Annotated in this window: 16 protein-coding genes; 10 read left to right on the forward strand and 6 right to left on the reverse strand. The window is 65.2% G+C overall.

All coding sequences use genetic code 11. From position 1 onward, the window contains the following. Positions 1–142 precede the first annotated feature (142 nt). A complete protein-coding gene (locus ACRQ5Q_RS25890; protein WP_439392710.1) occupies positions 143–1,108 on the reverse strand; it encodes a catechol 2,3-dioxygenase in 966 nt (321 codons plus the stop codon). A 430-nt stretch (positions 1,109–1,538) separates the two neighbouring features. On the opposite strand from ACRQ5Q_RS25890, the gene ACRQ5Q_RS25895 reads away from it, so the two are divergent. The 3 genes from ACRQ5Q_RS25895 to ACRQ5Q_RS25905 all read left to right on the forward strand — a co-directional run bounded on the left by ACRQ5Q_RS25895 (position 1,539) and on the right by ACRQ5Q_RS25905 (position 4,573). Next, on the forward strand, positions 1,539–3,278 hold the full coding sequence (locus tag ACRQ5Q_RS25895; protein ID WP_439374881.1) for an ATP-binding protein: 1,740 nt from the start codon (positions 1,539–1,541) through the stop codon (positions 3,276–3,278). A 213-nt stretch (positions 3,279–3,491) separates the two neighbouring features. Next, positions 3,492–4,073 carry a peroxidase-related enzyme gene (locus tag ACRQ5Q_RS25900; protein WP_439374880.1) on the forward strand — a complete coding sequence of 194 codons (582 nt, stop codon included), beginning with the start codon at positions 3,492–3,494 and terminating at the stop codon, positions 4,071–4,073. Beyond that, complete coding sequence (locus tag ACRQ5Q_RS25905) at positions 4,070–4,573, forward strand: MgtC/SapB family protein (protein WP_439374879.1); 504 nt, start codon at positions 4,070–4,072, stop codon at positions 4,571–4,573. The genes ACRQ5Q_RS25900 and ACRQ5Q_RS25905 overlap by 4 nt, the downstream gene beginning before the upstream one ends. Positions 4,574–4,670: 97 nt before the next feature. On the opposite strand, the gene ACRQ5Q_RS25910 is transcribed toward ACRQ5Q_RS25905, so the two are convergent. The 3 genes from ACRQ5Q_RS25910 to ACRQ5Q_RS25920 form a co-directional block, all read right to left on the reverse strand. Further along, positions 4,671–7,220 carry an HAD-IC family P-type ATPase gene (locus tag ACRQ5Q_RS25910; protein WP_439392712.1) on the reverse strand — a complete coding sequence of 850 codons (2,550 nt, stop codon included), beginning with the start codon at positions 7,218–7,220 and terminating at the stop codon, positions 4,671–4,673. Continuing rightward, a complete protein-coding gene (locus tag ACRQ5Q_RS25915; RefSeq protein ID WP_165405372.1) occupies positions 7,217–7,384 on the reverse strand; it encodes a hypothetical protein in 168 nt (55 codons plus the stop codon). Before ACRQ5Q_RS25915 ends, ACRQ5Q_RS25910 begins: the two co-directional genes overlap by 4 nt. 172 nt (positions 7,385–7,556) lie before the next feature. Next, complete coding sequence (locus tag ACRQ5Q_RS25920) at positions 7,557–7,793, reverse strand: DUF6894 family protein (protein ID WP_439392714.1); 237 nt, start codon at positions 7,791–7,793, stop codon at positions 7,557–7,559. 194 nt (positions 7,794–7,987) lie between these two features. On the opposite strand from ACRQ5Q_RS25920, the gene ACRQ5Q_RS25925 reads away from it, so the two are divergent. Then, positions 7,988–8,191, forward strand: coding sequence for a hypothetical protein (locus ACRQ5Q_RS25925; RefSeq protein WP_439374876.1), 204 nt, complete (start codon positions 7,988–7,990; stop codon positions 8,189–8,191). Positions 8,192–8,229: 38 nt separating this feature from the next. Here the strand turns inward: ACRQ5Q_RS25925 and ACRQ5Q_RS25930 are convergent, their stop codons facing one another. Together ACRQ5Q_RS25930 and ACRQ5Q_RS25935 are read right to left on the reverse strand one after the other, a co-directional pair. Continuing rightward, the gene (locus tag ACRQ5Q_RS25930) at positions 8,230–8,463 is read right to left on the reverse strand and encodes a hypothetical protein (RefSeq protein WP_439374875.1); all 234 of its coding nucleotides are present in this window, start codon (positions 8,461–8,463) and stop codon (positions 8,230–8,232) included. Positions 8,464–8,745: 282 nt separating this feature from the next. Next, a complete protein-coding gene (locus ACRQ5Q_RS25935) occupies positions 8,746–9,375 on the reverse strand; it encodes a ParB-like protein (protein ID WP_439374874.1) in 630 nt (209 codons plus the stop codon). A gap of 315 nt (positions 9,376–9,690) precedes the next feature. Here ACRQ5Q_RS25935 and ACRQ5Q_RS25940 point away from each other — a divergent pair, with 315 nt between their 5' ends. The 6 genes from ACRQ5Q_RS25940 (at position 9,691) to ACRQ5Q_RS25965 (ending at position 14,457) form a co-directional block, all read left to right on the forward strand. After that, positions 9,691–10,032, forward strand: coding sequence for a hypothetical protein (locus ACRQ5Q_RS25940; protein WP_439374873.1), 342 nt, complete (start codon positions 9,691–9,693; stop codon positions 10,030–10,032). A gap of 217 nt (positions 10,033–10,249) precedes the next feature. Then, positions 10,250–10,537, forward strand: coding sequence for an acyl carrier protein (locus ACRQ5Q_RS25945; RefSeq protein ID WP_007592476.1), 288 nt, complete (start codon positions 10,250–10,252; stop codon positions 10,535–10,537). A 10-nt stretch (positions 10,538–10,547) separates the two neighbouring features. Then, complete coding sequence (locus ACRQ5Q_RS25950) at positions 10,548–11,018, forward strand: 3-hydroxyacyl-ACP dehydratase FabZ family protein (protein ID WP_439374872.1); 471 nt, start codon at positions 10,548–10,550, stop codon at positions 11,016–11,018. Further along, on the forward strand, positions 11,015–12,217 hold the full coding sequence (locus ACRQ5Q_RS25955) for a beta-ketoacyl-ACP synthase (RefSeq protein WP_439374871.1): 1,203 nt from the start codon (positions 11,015–11,017) through the stop codon (positions 12,215–12,217). The genes ACRQ5Q_RS25950 and ACRQ5Q_RS25955 overlap by 4 nt, the downstream gene beginning before the upstream one ends. Before the next feature lie 21 nt (positions 12,218–12,238). Next, positions 12,239–13,516, forward strand: coding sequence for a beta-ketoacyl-ACP synthase (locus tag ACRQ5Q_RS25960; protein WP_439374870.1), 1,278 nt, complete (start codon positions 12,239–12,241; stop codon positions 13,514–13,516). Positions 13,517–13,524: 8 nt separating this feature from the next. Then, positions 13,525–14,457 carry a lipid A biosynthesis lauroyl acyltransferase gene (locus ACRQ5Q_RS25965; RefSeq protein WP_439374869.1) on the forward strand — a complete coding sequence of 311 codons (933 nt, stop codon included), beginning with the start codon at positions 13,525–13,527 and terminating at the stop codon, positions 14,455–14,457. Positions 14,458–14,560: the final 103 nt, after the last annotated feature.

A 14,560-nucleotide genomic window follows, 5' to 3' on the forward strand; every position in this document is an offset into this window, starting at 1 on the left:
GGCCCTCAGGACGAGGACGGAGTGCGTGGCAGCAGTTGGATAGGCAAAGCTACCGCTTGGCCTCATCCTGAGGAGACCGCGAAGCGGTCGTCTCGAAGGACGAGGCGCTTGCTCGGACTCCACCAAGCTCACATGCTAAAGCTCACCCGTGCTTATTTTCCACCGGCGGCGTGCCGTGGGTGTGGAAGGACTCGATCGTCTTCAATCCCCAGGCCTGGCCCTTCTTGCGCTCCTCTTCGGTCCACACGATCGGCTTCCAGTCGGGCGCGAGGATGAGGCGCGCGCCGGCATTGGCGACCTCGACGCGGTTGCCGCCGGGCTCGTAGACATAGAGGAAGAAGGTCTGCTGGATCGCGTGCTTGTGCGGGCCGGTCTCGATATGGACGCCGTTCTCGAGGAAAATATCGGCGGCTCGAAGGATCTCCTCGCGGCTGTCGAGCGCGTAGGTGACGTGGTGGAAGCGGCCGGGCGTGCCGGAATGATCGAGCGAATAGGCGAAGTCGTAGCTCTTGTTCGACATCGTCAGCCACATCGCCGCCTCGCGGCCGTCGTTGAGCACGATCTGCTCGGTGAGCCGGCAGCCGAGATAGTTTTCGAAGAACTCGCGGTTGGCCTTGATGTCGACGGCAAGACAGTTGAGGTGATCGAGGCGGCGGACATTGACGCCGCGAGCGGGAAAGCGTTGCGCCTGGTTCTTCAGCGCGGGCTTCAGCTCCGGCGGCGCCTGATACCATTCGGTCTCGTAGTAGAGCTCGACGATGTGGCCGTCGGGGTCACGGCAGCGGAAGGTCGGCCCCTGCCCCATGTCGCCGTCGATCCAGCCCATGTCGAAGCCGGATCCTTTCAGCGCCGCGACGCGGCGCTCCAGCGCCTGCGGGCTGCGCGCGCGCAGCGCCATGTGCTCCATGCCTGACGTCTTCGACGCCGTGAGCTTGAGCGAATAGCGCTCGTAATCGTCCCATCCGCGCAGATAGACCGACTCGCCCTTCTGCCCGCTGACGGTCATCCCCATCACGTCGACGAAGAACTTCAGGCTCTGGTCCGGCTTCGGCGTCAGCAGTTCCAAGTGGCCGAGATGGGCGAGATCGAGGATCGGTTCCGGCTGCATGATTTCCTCCAAGGCTTGTCCAGTAAGGCGTGGCTGCGTTCCGCCTGACCGACGGCGCGATTGAGACGCGGGACACGGTTTCCGCGCGGCGCCAAGGTGACGATTCATTTGTACTAATGTACAAATGATTAGGTCCCGTCAACAAATCAAACAATACCCTCTGTGCGAATGGCGCCCGGCGCATGTCTCGCTACAGGACGGCAGCCTGCCCGAATGGTAAAATCTTCCTTAAAGGCCGCCTCGCCTCCAACGGCCGGGAATTGCCGCGTTTTCTCGGCGATTTCGTCCATGAAGATGCATTTGCAACAGGGCTTCAGACCGAATTACCGCGGATTTAACGGAGCCGGCGCATCCGCCGTTTAACCGTTTGTCCAGCCACGGCCGCGCATAGTCTGGAACAAATTCCTCGCTCTTGCCGGATTCATTCATCGTGACATCCTTTGGACGCGTGATTTCGGTACGTGGGTCGCTCGCCCGCGTCGGGCTTCTGGCGACCAGCCAGATGCCGATCTCGGAGGTTCGGGCTACCGTCGGCCGCTTCGTCAGCATTCGCTGCGCCAGCTCGGTCATCGTCGCGATGATCACCGAGGTCTCCTGCGAGAATCTGTCGAGCTCGGACAATTACATCGCGATCGCCTCGGTCGACCTGCTCGGCGAGATCCTCAACGCCGCCGACAAGGCCAAATTCCAGCGCGGCGTCACCAATTATCCCACCATCGGCGACGCGGTCGAACTGATCACGAGCCAGGAGCTGCGCACGATCTACGCGCCGAACGGATCGGACCAGATCAATGTCGGCTTCCTCCAGCAGGACCGCTCCGTCGTCGCCTATGTCGACGTCGAGGAAATGCTGTCCAAGCATTTCGCCGTGCTGGGCTCGACCGGCGTCGGCAAGTCCACCGGCGTCTCGCTGCTGCTCAACGAGATACTGAAGGCGCGGCCGAACCTGCGCATCTTCCTGCTCGACGTCCACAACGAATATGGACGCTGCTTCGGCGACCGCGCGCTGGTGCTGAACCCGCGGAATCTGAAGCTGCCGTTCTGGCTGTTCAACTTCGAGGAAATCGTCGACGTGCTGTTCGCGGGCCGCCCCGGCGTGCCGGAGGAGCTCGACATCCTCGCCGAGGTGATCCCGATAGCCAAGGGCGTCTACACCCAGTACCAGAACGCCGACCGCATCGGTCTGAAGCGCATCGATCCCAAGCAGGTCGGCTACACCGTCGACACGCCGGTGCCGTACCGCCTGGTCGACCTGGTCTCGCTGATCGACGAGCGCATGGGCAAGCTGGAGAACCGCTCCTCGCGCATCATCTATCACAAGCTGATCTCGCGCATCGACGCCGTGCGTAACGACCCGCGCTACGCCTTCATGTTCGACAACGCCAACGTCGGCGGCGACACCATGGCCGAGGTGATCAGCCATCTGTTCCGCCTGCCCGCCAACGGCAAGCCGATGACGGTGATGCAGCTCGCCGGCTTCCCGGCCGAGGTCATCGATTCCGTCGTGTCGGTGCTCTGCCGCATGGCCTTCGACTTCGGCCTCTGGAGCGACGGCGTCTCGCCGCTGCTGTTCGTCTGCGAGGAAGCGCATCGCTACGCGTCCGCCGACCGCAATGTCGGCTTCGGACCGACCCGCAAGGCGGTGTCGCGCATCGCCAAGGAAGGCCGCAAATACGGCGTCTATCTCGGCCTCATCACGCAACGCCCCGCAGAGCTCGACGCCACCATCATCTCCCAGTGCAACACGCTGTTCACGATGCGTCTTGCCAACGACCGCGACCAGGCGCTGCTGCGCGCGGCGGTGTCGGATGCCGCCGCGAACCTGCTGTCCTTCGTGCCCTCGCTCGGCACCCGCGAGGTGCTGGCGTTCGGCGAAGGCGTCGCACTGCCGACGCGTCTGCGCTTCAAGGAAGTGCCGCCGCACCAATTGCCGCGCGGCGAGGCCACGATCAGCAGCGTTCCTTCTCTCACATCCGGCCACGACATGCATTTCGTCGGCGCCGTGCTGGAGCGCTGGCGCGGCGCCACCTCGCAGCGCGACGTGCCGAACGATCCGGTGTTCTCGGCCCCGCCCACGAAGACGATGTCCAGCCTCGACACCCCGATGCTGCAGCCCTCGATGGGACTCGATCCCGATCGCTTCTCCCTGCTGAAGAAGCCGCTGCGGTAAGCCAACGCTTTCTCCACCCCGTCATCGCGAGCGCAGCGAAGCAATCCAGAGTCTTTCCGCGGAGGGATTCTGGATTGCTTCGCTGCGCTCGCAATGACGGCGGATGGAGCGTCGGTCATAACTCGCACATTCGTCACGGCCAGAACGGCCTGCACGTTGAGCTCACCGACCGCATCGACTATGGTTGCCGGCCCCCAGCCGGAATCCATGCACATGACAAAAACCGCCGCGCAACGCTTCCCCGCTCCCGCCCTCGATACGCTTCCCGAGGACATCCGCACCCGTCTCCTCGCCGTGCAGGAAAAGAGCGGCTTCGTGCCGAACGTGTTCCTCACTTTGGCCTACCGCCCCGACGAGTTCCGCGCCTTCTTCGCCTATCACGACGCGCTGATGGAAAAGGAAGGCGGCCTGACAAAGGCCGAACGCGAGATGATCGTGGTGGCGACCTCGGCCGCCAACCAGTGCCAGTATTGCGTGATCGCGCATGGCGCGATCCTGCGCATCCGCGCCAAGAATCCGCTGATCGCCGACCAGGTCGCGGTGAATTACCGCAAGGCCGACATCACGCCGCGCCAGAAGGCGATGCTCGATTTCGCGATGAAGGTCTCCGCCGATGCGCAGCGCGTCTGCGACGAGGATTTCGCCGCGCTAGAGCCGCACGGCTTCAGCGACGACGACATCTGGGACATTGCCGCGATCTCCGCCTTCTTCGCGCTGTCCAACCGCCTGGCGAATTTCACGGGCATGCGGCCGAACGAGGAGTTCTATCTGATGGGACGCCTGCCGAAAAAATGACCGTGCTGGACTGGCCCGAGATCCTGCTGCGCCTCGGCGTCGCCACGCTCGCAGGCTGCGCCATCGGCCTCAATCGCGACCTGCACGGCAAGCCGATCGGGCTGAAGACGCTCGGGATCGTCGGGCTCTCGACCGCGACCGTGGTGCTGCTGGCCGTGCAGTCCGCCGAGACCGGCAGGATCACCGATGCGGCCAGCCGCGTCATCCAGGGCATCCTCACCGGCATCGGCTTCCTCGGCGCCGGCGTCATCGTCCACGACAGCGACAGGTTTCGCGTCCGCGGCCTCACCAGCGCCGCCTGCACCTTCCTCGCCGCCTGCCTCGGCATCGCCTGCGGCGTCGGCCAGTGGCCGATCGTCGGCACGGCGCTGACGCTGGCCTTCCTGATCCTCACCGTCGGCAACCGCACCGAGCACTGGCTGCACCGGCTGCTCGGTGGCAAGCAAGAGACGCGCGAAACCGATGCGCCGCAGAGGCCGGGCTCTCCCGATGTGTCCTAAAGCGCGAGGAGATTTGGATGAATCGTCATCGAGCTCTAGGTTGTTGTTTACGCATGATCTTTTCGGAAAACCGCTTCGCACTATTCCGGATCATGCTTTAGAACCGGAGCCGCCGCGTCCACAGCGGCTTCAGCGCTTCGAGCACCGTCAGCAGCAGCAGTCCCGCACCAAGCGTGATCAACAGATCATCGGCATGCAACGGACCAAAGCGGAACAGGCTGGAGGCCGGCGGCCAGAGCAGCGCGGCGGCGAGAACGGCGGCGACCGCTGCGAAGATCCAGGCCAGCGCGGGATTGGGCCGGAAGAAAGCCGACACGAACGAGGCGCTGAAGGACCGGTTGACCAGGACCAGCGCAACGAAGCAGACCACGAGCGTCACGAAGGCGAGCGCCCGCGCCTCGTCGGCGACAACGCCGGAGCGCAGCGCGCCGAGGAATATGGCCGCCGTCAGCGCGAAGGCGAGCGCGCCCTGAAGAACGCTCCAGCCGACCAGGGCCAAGGAGAACAGCTCGGCGTCCGCGCGCCTCGGCGGGCGCGTCATGGCATCGCGCTCGTCACGCTCGGCCTCGAACACCAGCGAGCACACGGGGTCGATGATCAGCTCCAGAAACGCAATGTGCACCGGACTGAAAATCAGCGGCAGCCCGAACACCAGCGGCAACAGCGCAAGCCCCGCGATCGGGACATGCACGGCGAAGATGAAGGCCATCGCCTTGCGCAGATTGTCATAGATGCGGCGTCCCAGACGAATGGCCGAGACGATCGAGCCGAAATCGTCGTCGAGCAGCACGATCGATGATGCCTCCCGTGCGACGTCGGTCCCACGCCCGCCCATGGCGATGCCGATGTGGGCGGCCTTGAGCGATGGCGCGTCGTTGACGCCGTCGCCGGTCATCGCCACGATCTCGCCATTGGCCTTCATCGCCTGGACGATGCGCAGCTTCTGTTCCGGCAGGACCCGCGCGAACACGCTCACATGCCTGACGCGCTGTGCAAGCTCAGGATCATCGGCCAGCCTGACCTGATCCCCGGTCATGACATCCTGGACGTCGAGGCCGGCCTGGTTCGCAATGGCAACGGCCGTTGCCGGATAATCGCCGGTGATCATGACGACGCGAATTCCGGCCGCACGGCATTCGCGAACCGCCTCCGGGACGTGGGGCCGCAACGGATCGGCAAGCCCGACCAGGCCGACAAATCGAAACGCGAACGCCTGCTGTGACTGCGGGAGCAAGCTGTCATCGCAGACCGCGGCGGCCACGCCCAGCACTCGAAGCCCGTCCTTTGCCATCGCGCTGGCGGCATCTCCTACCAGCTCCTGGTCGGCATGGTTCAGCCTGCACAGGCGCGCGACCGCCTCGGGCGCACCTTTGGCGCACGCGACGAGATCCGCCCGGCCGGCTATCCACCAGACCTGGGTCATGGCGAGCAGCTCTGGGCGCAGGCCGTAGGTGCGCAGCAGCGTCCGCTCGCCATCCACGGCATCGCCGTTCTGCAAGGCGTCATGCGCGAAAAGGTGCAGCGCCTTCTCCATCGGATCGAACGGTTCCGGCGAGCTCGCCATGGCGCCGCAGCGCGCCAGCTCGACAAATTCCGGCCTGGCGCGATCCTCTCCAGCCGCGGGACGCATCCGCGCCCCGTCGAGCAGCCGCAATTCCGCGACAGACATCTGGTTCTGCGTCAGTGTTCCGGTCTTGTCGGTGCACAGGATGGTCGCAGACCCCAGGACCTCGATGGCGGCGGCACGCCTTGTCAGCACGCGGGCTTGCGAGATCCGCCACGCGCCCATCGCCATGAAGACCGTGAGTACGACGCCGAATTCCTCCGGAAGCATCGACATGCCGATGGCGATGCCTGCAAGCAGCGCCTGCAGCCAATCCCCGCGCAGGAAACCGTAGAGCGCGACGGCGGCGAGGCTGACCATTGCGCCGCCGAGGAAGCAGAGCCGCACCAGCCTCGCGGTCTGTTGCTGCAGCCGGGGCGGCTCGGCCTGCAGGCCGCGCAGCGACAATCCGATCTTCCCGATCTCGCTGCGCGGGCCGGTCGCCTCGACCAGCGCCAGCCCCTCGCCGCGCACGACGAGCGAGCCGGAATAGACGAAGGGCTGATCCTCGCCGCCCGGACGGTGACCGGCTGTTGCGATCCGGTCCGCCGCCTGCTTGCGGACGGGCACGGACTCGCCGGTCAGCAGGGACTCGTCGATCTGCAGATCGTGGGCCTCCACGAGCGCGGCATCCGCGGGAACCCGATCGCCCTCGCCGAGGACGAGGAGATCGCCGCGCACGACCTCGCGGCCCGGGATTCGCCGGCGCGCGCCGTCCCGCACCACGAGCGCACGCGGGCTGGTCAGGTCGCGCAGGGCGTCCAGCACGCGCTCGGTCCGGCTCTCCTGCACCACCGTGATCACGATGGACATCGCACCGAAGACCAGGAGGATCAGCGCTTCCTTGAGATCGCCGAGCACGAGATAGATCAGCCCGCCGCAAAGCAGCAGCAGCAGCATCGGCTCGCGCAGCACTTCCGCGACGATGCGCAAGGGGCTGCGCCGTTCGGGCCGGGGCAACTCGTTGGCCCCGTCCTCTTTCAGCCGCGCCTCGGCCTCGGTCTCGCTCAGTCCGGCCGGACGCGCACTCGCCTTGCCGCTCACGTCTTCCGCCGCAGGCTCCAGAGACTTCCCGCGAGCAGGACGGCGGTCACGAGCAGGATGGCGACGAAGGTCTGGATGATGGTGAAGTTCAGCGCGTCCCGCGCGACGAAGAGCGCGGTGATGGCTCCGGCGAGAACGAACAGAATGCGAAGGATCAAACTCATGATGGCGTCTCCAGGTCGGCATGATCCGGAGTCCATTTGCCTACGCGGGAGCGCAACGCTGGTTCGGCAGTCATGCAAGCAGACCTTACCCACCGCCGACAGCCTCTCTTTGCGATACGTCAAGATCGCATACGCGCTCTGCCGCAGGTTCGCACCGCCACGCTTCGACGGCTCACGCCTGAATTTCCTCGACATCGAGCATGATCGACACCTTCAGGAACGGCGCACCCGCCTCGCGAACGTCGACGACGACGTGCCGCGCGCTGCCCAAGACGAAGGCATCGCGGGCGATGGAGGCGCCGGTCATGAGCGCCTCCTTGCGAGCGTCGTTCTCGTTCGCAAAATCCTGCCCGTCCTCGTCGGGAAACACCCGGCCGTTCTCGTGGATGTCGAAATGGAATCGCGGCATCGGGCGCCTCAAAGCGTTGGCGGCTGGTGCAACTAACGGCCGTCGAAATCCGCCAGTTCCAATAATTTCCGCTCATCGAGCAGCGTGAGCCGACCTCGGTGCGGTTCTACGGAACGCCCGCGGTCGGTTGCCAACAAAAGTTAAGGACAGCGCTCGCGCGGCCATGGTTGTCTTTGCAGCGGAAAGGGCATCTCATGACCAAGAAACGCAACCGAACGCGACCGGCCCTCTCGCTGCAGGAGCGCCTGAACAATTTCACCCAGGACGCCCGCGCCGCCGCAAGCAAGCTGCCGCCCGGTGCAGAGCGCCACTCGCTGCTGCAAAAGGCGCGCGATGGTGAAGCCGCCGCGGAACTCGAACGGCTACTCTGTTCCGCCGAGACGCAACATCCGAAGTGATCACACCGCTTCGCGGTACGTCCGCGGGCGCCAGGCGGCTATTGCTTCCCCATCAGCTCGAGTGCGGGGGCAAAGCGCTCGGCAAATGTCAGTGTCCTGGCGTGATGGACGGCGGCGAATGAAGCCGAGATTCCTGCTGAGGCGACGGCGAGCAACGCGATTGCGAAAAACAGACGGCGCATTTCTGCCTCCTGTGTGAGCTCGATACCGGGATAGTTGGGACGGCTCTGTTTCAGGACGGTTTCGTCGCCGCGGAAAATGACTTCACTCAACAGGGTGTGATGAGAGCCGGCTTATCGGGCCGCATGCCGTAACCAACCGACAAGTGTCGCCGTCATTTTGCAGCGGGCGTGAGCGGAATCGGGAATTTTGCCGCTGTGATCACGATCGCGAATCGCAAGGCCGCCACGACAGCTATGGGACCTCATCGTCGGATCGTGCCGGATCCGAACACCGTTCCTGCAACCCAGGACCGCGCGCTGGTCGTCACCTACGCGCGGCGCGCCTCTCCCGGAGCCGAGATCTTCCAGCGCGACCGACGTGAGCGGTTGGGCTCAATCATCGTCTGCCGGCCCGCACCAGCCGGGCAGATAGACCGCATCCTTGCTCTTGGCTGCGGCCAGGGCCTTCTCCAGCGCCTTGTCGAAGTCGGCATCCACCGCCTTGCGCGACAGCCTTCGGCGCAGGAAGTCCGCCCACAGAAATTCGGAGAACGGCGTGGTGTCCTTGGCAAAGCCGCCCATGCGGCGCAGCTCGCCGGCAAGGCTGCGAAAGGGATCGTCCTTGAGATCGGCGACCGATTTCGGCAGATCGCGGAACGACCGCCGCTCGCCCTTGGCGTCGTAGGGGTAGACCCAGCGCTTGTTGTCCATCACGCCCCAGAACGCCTCGCGCTCGACCATGCGCAGATCGCCGACCACGGTCACCAGCACCTCCTTGATGCCCTCGTCGTGCAGTGCGCGGCCGAGATGATGATGGTCGATCACGTAATAGCGTTCGTCAGGTCCGTGCACGACGGGGATCATATGGGTGCCGAGCAGATCGGACTGCTTCTTCTTGCCGTGCTCGCGCCAGCGCTTGCGCTTCTCCTTGACCTCGCGCATGCCGACCGTCATCTGCGTCGGCCGAAGCGACAGGATCGGCACCGGATGCACTCTCGGTTCGCGCGCGTTGGTCGTGGTCATGGTCGAAAGCCCCTCGCATGGATGCAGCCGGTGGGTCCGGTTCCCCTGATTACCATGGGCTCTGCAGCGGCAAAATGCGTTCGAGGCGGACGTCAAGATCACAAGACGATGTTCACGGGAGCGCGCAACGCGCCCGTCGCTACGCTTGTTGCAACGCAACCCGGACGTCCTGTCGGCAGCTGGACGGCGGGCGCCGGATGCGTTCATGAAAGATAGTGCAATGGCGCAATGCACGTTTGCGTTGAGAAGATTTTCTGCAACGCTTTCATCACGTGTGCTATCTAAAAATCGCTGCTTCGGAGTGATCCCCGCACCATGAAAACCCAGCGGCCCATAAGCTCGGATGACGAGCACCGGGTGCTCCAGTTCAGGCCGCGCACCTCGTCCAACCCGGCCGTCCACCGGGGCAATGGCACTGTGCAGCCGCTGCGGGTCACGCCCCAGCCGCTCGACCTGTCGCGGTACGAGCGGCCCCGCGCCGAGCCCGACGATTTCCGCCGCCGCATGCTCGCCAACATTGCCGCGCTCGCCTTCACCATCGCGCTGACCGCGATCGGGATCTGGCTCGCAGTGAGCATCGCCGACCTGCGCCGGACCCAGGATTGCGTGCTGATGGGCCGCCGCGACTGCGTCAAGATCACGACACCGCATATCTAGGCCCCCGGCCGGCGGCGGTGCCGCCGGCGTCCCCAGCCCTGTCGCAGCCGTCCCCCTTGGCCCGCCCGGCTCCATTGAACTCAGGGCGGCGCTCCGATATACGGGCTTTCGACCCGGCCAGAGGGGGGTTTGAGGGCGTCATCAGGGGCGCGATGCCCTCCCATCGCGCCACTCTGGAATATCTGAAAAATATCCGCAATATATCAAAGGCTTAGTGATGTCTTCCACATTCGATCAGGTCGCCACGATCATCGCTGAAACCTGCGACATCCCGCGCGACACGATCACGCCGGATAGCCATGCCATCGATGACCTCGGCATCGACAGCCTCGATTTCCTCGATATCGCCTTCGCGATCGACAAGCAGTTCGGCATCAAGCTGCCGCTGGAAAAGTGGACCCAGGAGGTCAACGACGGCAAGGCGACCACCGAACAATATTTCGTGCTGAAGAATCTGTGCGCGCGCATCGACGAGCTGGTTGCCGCCAAGGGCGCGAGCGCCTAATCGGGCGGTCATGCAACTCGAATACTTCCACATGATCGATCGCATCGTCGACCTCAACGTCGACGAGAAGAAGATCGTCGTCGAAGCCCAGGTTCCGAAGGAGAGCACCATCTTCGAGGGGCACTTCCCGGGCTATCCCTTGATGCCCGGCGTGCTCCTGATCGAATCGATGGCGCAGGCCTCGGGCTGGCTTCAACTCGGCGTGTTCAGATTCGAGCGCATGCCGATCCTGGCCGCCGTGAGGGAAGGCAAGGTCCGCGGCTCGGTGTTCCCCGGCGATCTCATGAGCATCGAGGCGAGCCTCACCCACGAGGGTTCGGGCTATGCCATGACCGAAGCCAGGATCAGGGTCGACGGCAAGCTGCGCGCGAACTCCTCGCTCACCTTCACGCTGATCCCCTTCCCCAATGCGGACATGCGCGGATACATGGCGAAAGTCGCCGAGCGCGTCGGCTTTCCGCAACAGGCCGTATCGCCATGACTGACACCGCTTCGAAGCCCGGCCAGACGGAAGTCTGGATCACCGGCATTGGCCTTGCCACCTCGCTCGGCGAGGGCCTGGACGCCCACTGGGCCGCGCTTCAGGAGAAGCGCATCAATGTCGACGAGAAGGGCTTTGCGCCCTACATCGTGCATCCCTTGATGCCGGTGTCCTTCGACAGCCAGATCCCGAAGAAGGGCGACCAGCGCCAGATGGAAGCCTGGCAGCGCATCGGCACCTATGCCGCCGGTCTTGCGCTCGATTCCGCCGGCATCAAGGGCAACAAGGACATTCTGTCGAAGATCGACATGGTCGTGGCCGCCGGCGGCGGCGAGCGCGACCTCAACGTCGACAGCGGCATTCTCACCGCCGAGGCCAAGGGCGCCAACGCGCCGGGCTTCCTCAACGAGCGGCTGATGAGCGATCTCAGGCCGACGCTGTTCCTGGCCCAGCTCTCCAACCTGCTCGCCGGCAACATCGCCATCGTGCACGGCTTAGGAGGCACCTCGCGCACCTTCATGGGCGAAGAGGTCGCCGGCGCCGACGCCGCCCGCATCGCGCTGGCGCGCATCGCCTCGGGCGAGAGCGACATCGCGCTGGTCGGCGGCTCGCACAATGGCGAACGCAAGGACCTGCTCGTCCTCTACGAATTCGGCGACTTCAACCTGAAGGACAAGTTCGCTCCGGTGTGGGCCCGCAAGGACCACGCCGGCTTCGCGCTCGGCTCGGCCGGCGCGTTCCTGGTGCTGGAATCCAAGGCCCACGCCGAAGCGCGCGGCGCAAAGCCCTATGCGAAGCTGTCGAGCGTCGTCGCCGATCTCGCCCGCCGCAAGCAGCCGGGCGACATTGCCGCGACGCTGGAGAAGCTCTGGGCCAAGCTGCCGAAACGCGAGGGCAAGGGCGCGATCATCACGGGGGCGACCGGCGCGGAGCCTGCGACGTCAGAGGAGCGCGACTTCCTGAAGGGTCATGCCGACTTCCCGGTGCGCTCGACCGGAACGGTGTTCGGCCACGCCATGGAAACGCAATTTCCGCTCGGCATTGCCCTCGCCGCACTGTCGATCTCGCGCGGCGCGCTGTTTCCGCCGAATGATTCCACGGGGACCGAGATTGAAATGCACGGCGCACCCACCCAGATCGTGGTGGTGGGAGCCGGACACTGGCGCGGCGAAGGCATGGCGCTGGTCGAGGCGGTTTAATCAGCTCAAGCGGGGATCGACATGACTGCACCACGCGACAAACTCGGGCGTCCCGTCGTCGTCGTCACCGGCATGGGCATCATGACTTCGCTCGGTGCCGGCAAGGCCGACAATTGGGCGAAGCTCGTCGCCGGCGAATCCGGCATCCGCACCATCACGCGCTTTCCGATCGACGGCCTCAAGACCACGATGGCCGGCACGGTCGATTTCGTCAGCGCCGATCCTTTCTCCTCCACCGCCCTGTCCGAGCGGATGGCCGAGCTCGTAACGCAGGAAGCACTGGAGCAGGCCGGCATCGGCGCCAAGGCCGATTTCCCGGGTCCGCTTTTCCTTGCGGTTGCGCCGGTGGAGGTCGAATGGCCGCAGCGTCGCGAGCTCGGTCGCGCCGTCGGCCGGCAAGACATCAGCTACGACGATCTGCTCCGCATTTCCGGCGGCGGCAAGTACAGCGCCTACCATCATCGTTTCATGTTCGGCTCGGTTGCTGCCTATCTCGCCGAGACCTTCGGCACCAAGGGATCGCCGATCTCGCTGTCGACGGCGTGCGCCTCCGGAGCCACCTCGATCCAACTCGGGGTCGAGGCGATCCGCCGCGGCGAGACGGATGCGGCGCTGTGCGTTGCGACCGACGGCACCGTGAATCCTGAGGCGCTGGTGCGCTTCTCGCTGCTCTCGGCGCTTTCGACCCAGAACGATCCGCCGCAGGCGGCCTCCCGCCCCTTCTCCAAGAACCGCGACGGTTTTGTCATGGCCGAGGGCGCCGGCGCGCTGGTGCTGGAGAGCTACGAAGCCGCCACCGCGCGCGGCGCAAAAATTCTCGGCGTGATCGCCGGCTGCGGCGAGCTGACCGATTCCTTCCATCGCACCCGCTCGTCTCCTGATGGCAAGCCGATCATCGGCTGCATGAACAAGACGCTGGCCGATGCCGGCATGACGCCGGACCAGATCGACCACATCAACGCGCACGGCACCGCGACGCCCGAGAACGACAAGATGGAGTTCAACACGACATCGGCCGTGTTCGGCGAGCTCGCGCAGAAGATTCCGGTCACCTCCAACAAGTCGATGGTCGGCCACACCATCTCCGCGGCAGGCGCGGTGGAGGCGATCTTCTCGCTGCTGACGCTCGAGCACCAGCGCATCCCGCCGACGATCAACTACGAGACCCCGGATCCCACGATCCTGTTCGACGTCGTCGGCAACAAGGCGCGCGATGCCCGCGTCACCGCGGTGATGTCGAACTCGTTCGGCTTCGGCGGCCAGAACGCCTCGCTGATCCTGACCCGCGAACCGGCCTGACCGGACGCATGGCGCTGCTGACTGCGAGCACGAAGGCCCGCGCGCAGGCGGCTGCCAAGTCGATCGGCGGTAGCCTGATCGGCGCCGCCACGGTCGGCATGCTGCGCACCACGCGCTATTTCGATCCGGTCAAGACCTCGGACTTCTTCGCACGCGTCGTGAAGACGATCGGGCCGCGCCTGCGCGAGCACCGCATCGGCCGCGCCAATCTCACCGCGGCCTTTCCGGAGAAGTCGCCCGAAGAGATCGAAAACATCCTGACGGGCGTGTGGGACAATCTCGGCCGCGTCGGCGCCGAGTTCGCCCATATCGACCACGTCTGGGACTACGACCGCGAGCATCCGGAAAGGAGCCGGATGGAAATCCCGAACCGCAGCATCGAGCTGTTCGACCAGATCCGCGACGACGGCAAGCCGGCGCTGATCTTTGCCGCCCATCTCGCCAATTGGGAATTGCCGGCGCTCGCCGCCGTCGCGCACGGGCTTGACGCTGCGATCCTCTATCGCCGGCCCAACATCGCCTCCGCCGACCGCATCATCCAGGAGATGCGCCAGGTCAACATGGGCACGCTGATCCCGGCCGGCCGCGATGCGCCGCTGCGGCTCGCGCAGGCGCTGAAGGACGGCAAGCACGTCGGCATGCTGATCGACCAGTACCTGACCGGCGGCGTCGAGGTCACCTTCTTCGGCCGCAAGACCCGCGCCAACCCGATGCTGGCGCGCCTGCTCCGCCAGGTCGAATGCCCGATCCACGGCGTCCGCATCATCCGCCTGCCCGGCGGCCGCTTCCGCGGCGAGCTGACGGAAGAAGTCCAGCCGGTCCGCGATGCCGACGGCAAGATCGACGTCCAGGGGACGATGCAGGCGATCACCAGCGTGGTGGAAAGCTGGGTGCGCGAGCATCCCGAGCAATGGCTATGGCTGCACAGAAGGTGGCGATAGACGCTCCATTTGTCGGCATTCCGGGGCGATGCGAAAGCATCGAACTACGCTGCGCCCTTGCGCAGCTGAGAATCTCGAGATTCCGGGTCTGGTGCTTGCGCAC

Source organism: Bradyrhizobium sp. PMVTL-01 (assembly GCF_051861855.1).
In the GTDB taxonomy this organism is placed as follows: Bacteria; Pseudomonadota; Alphaproteobacteria; order Rhizobiales; family Xanthobacteraceae; genus Bradyrhizobium.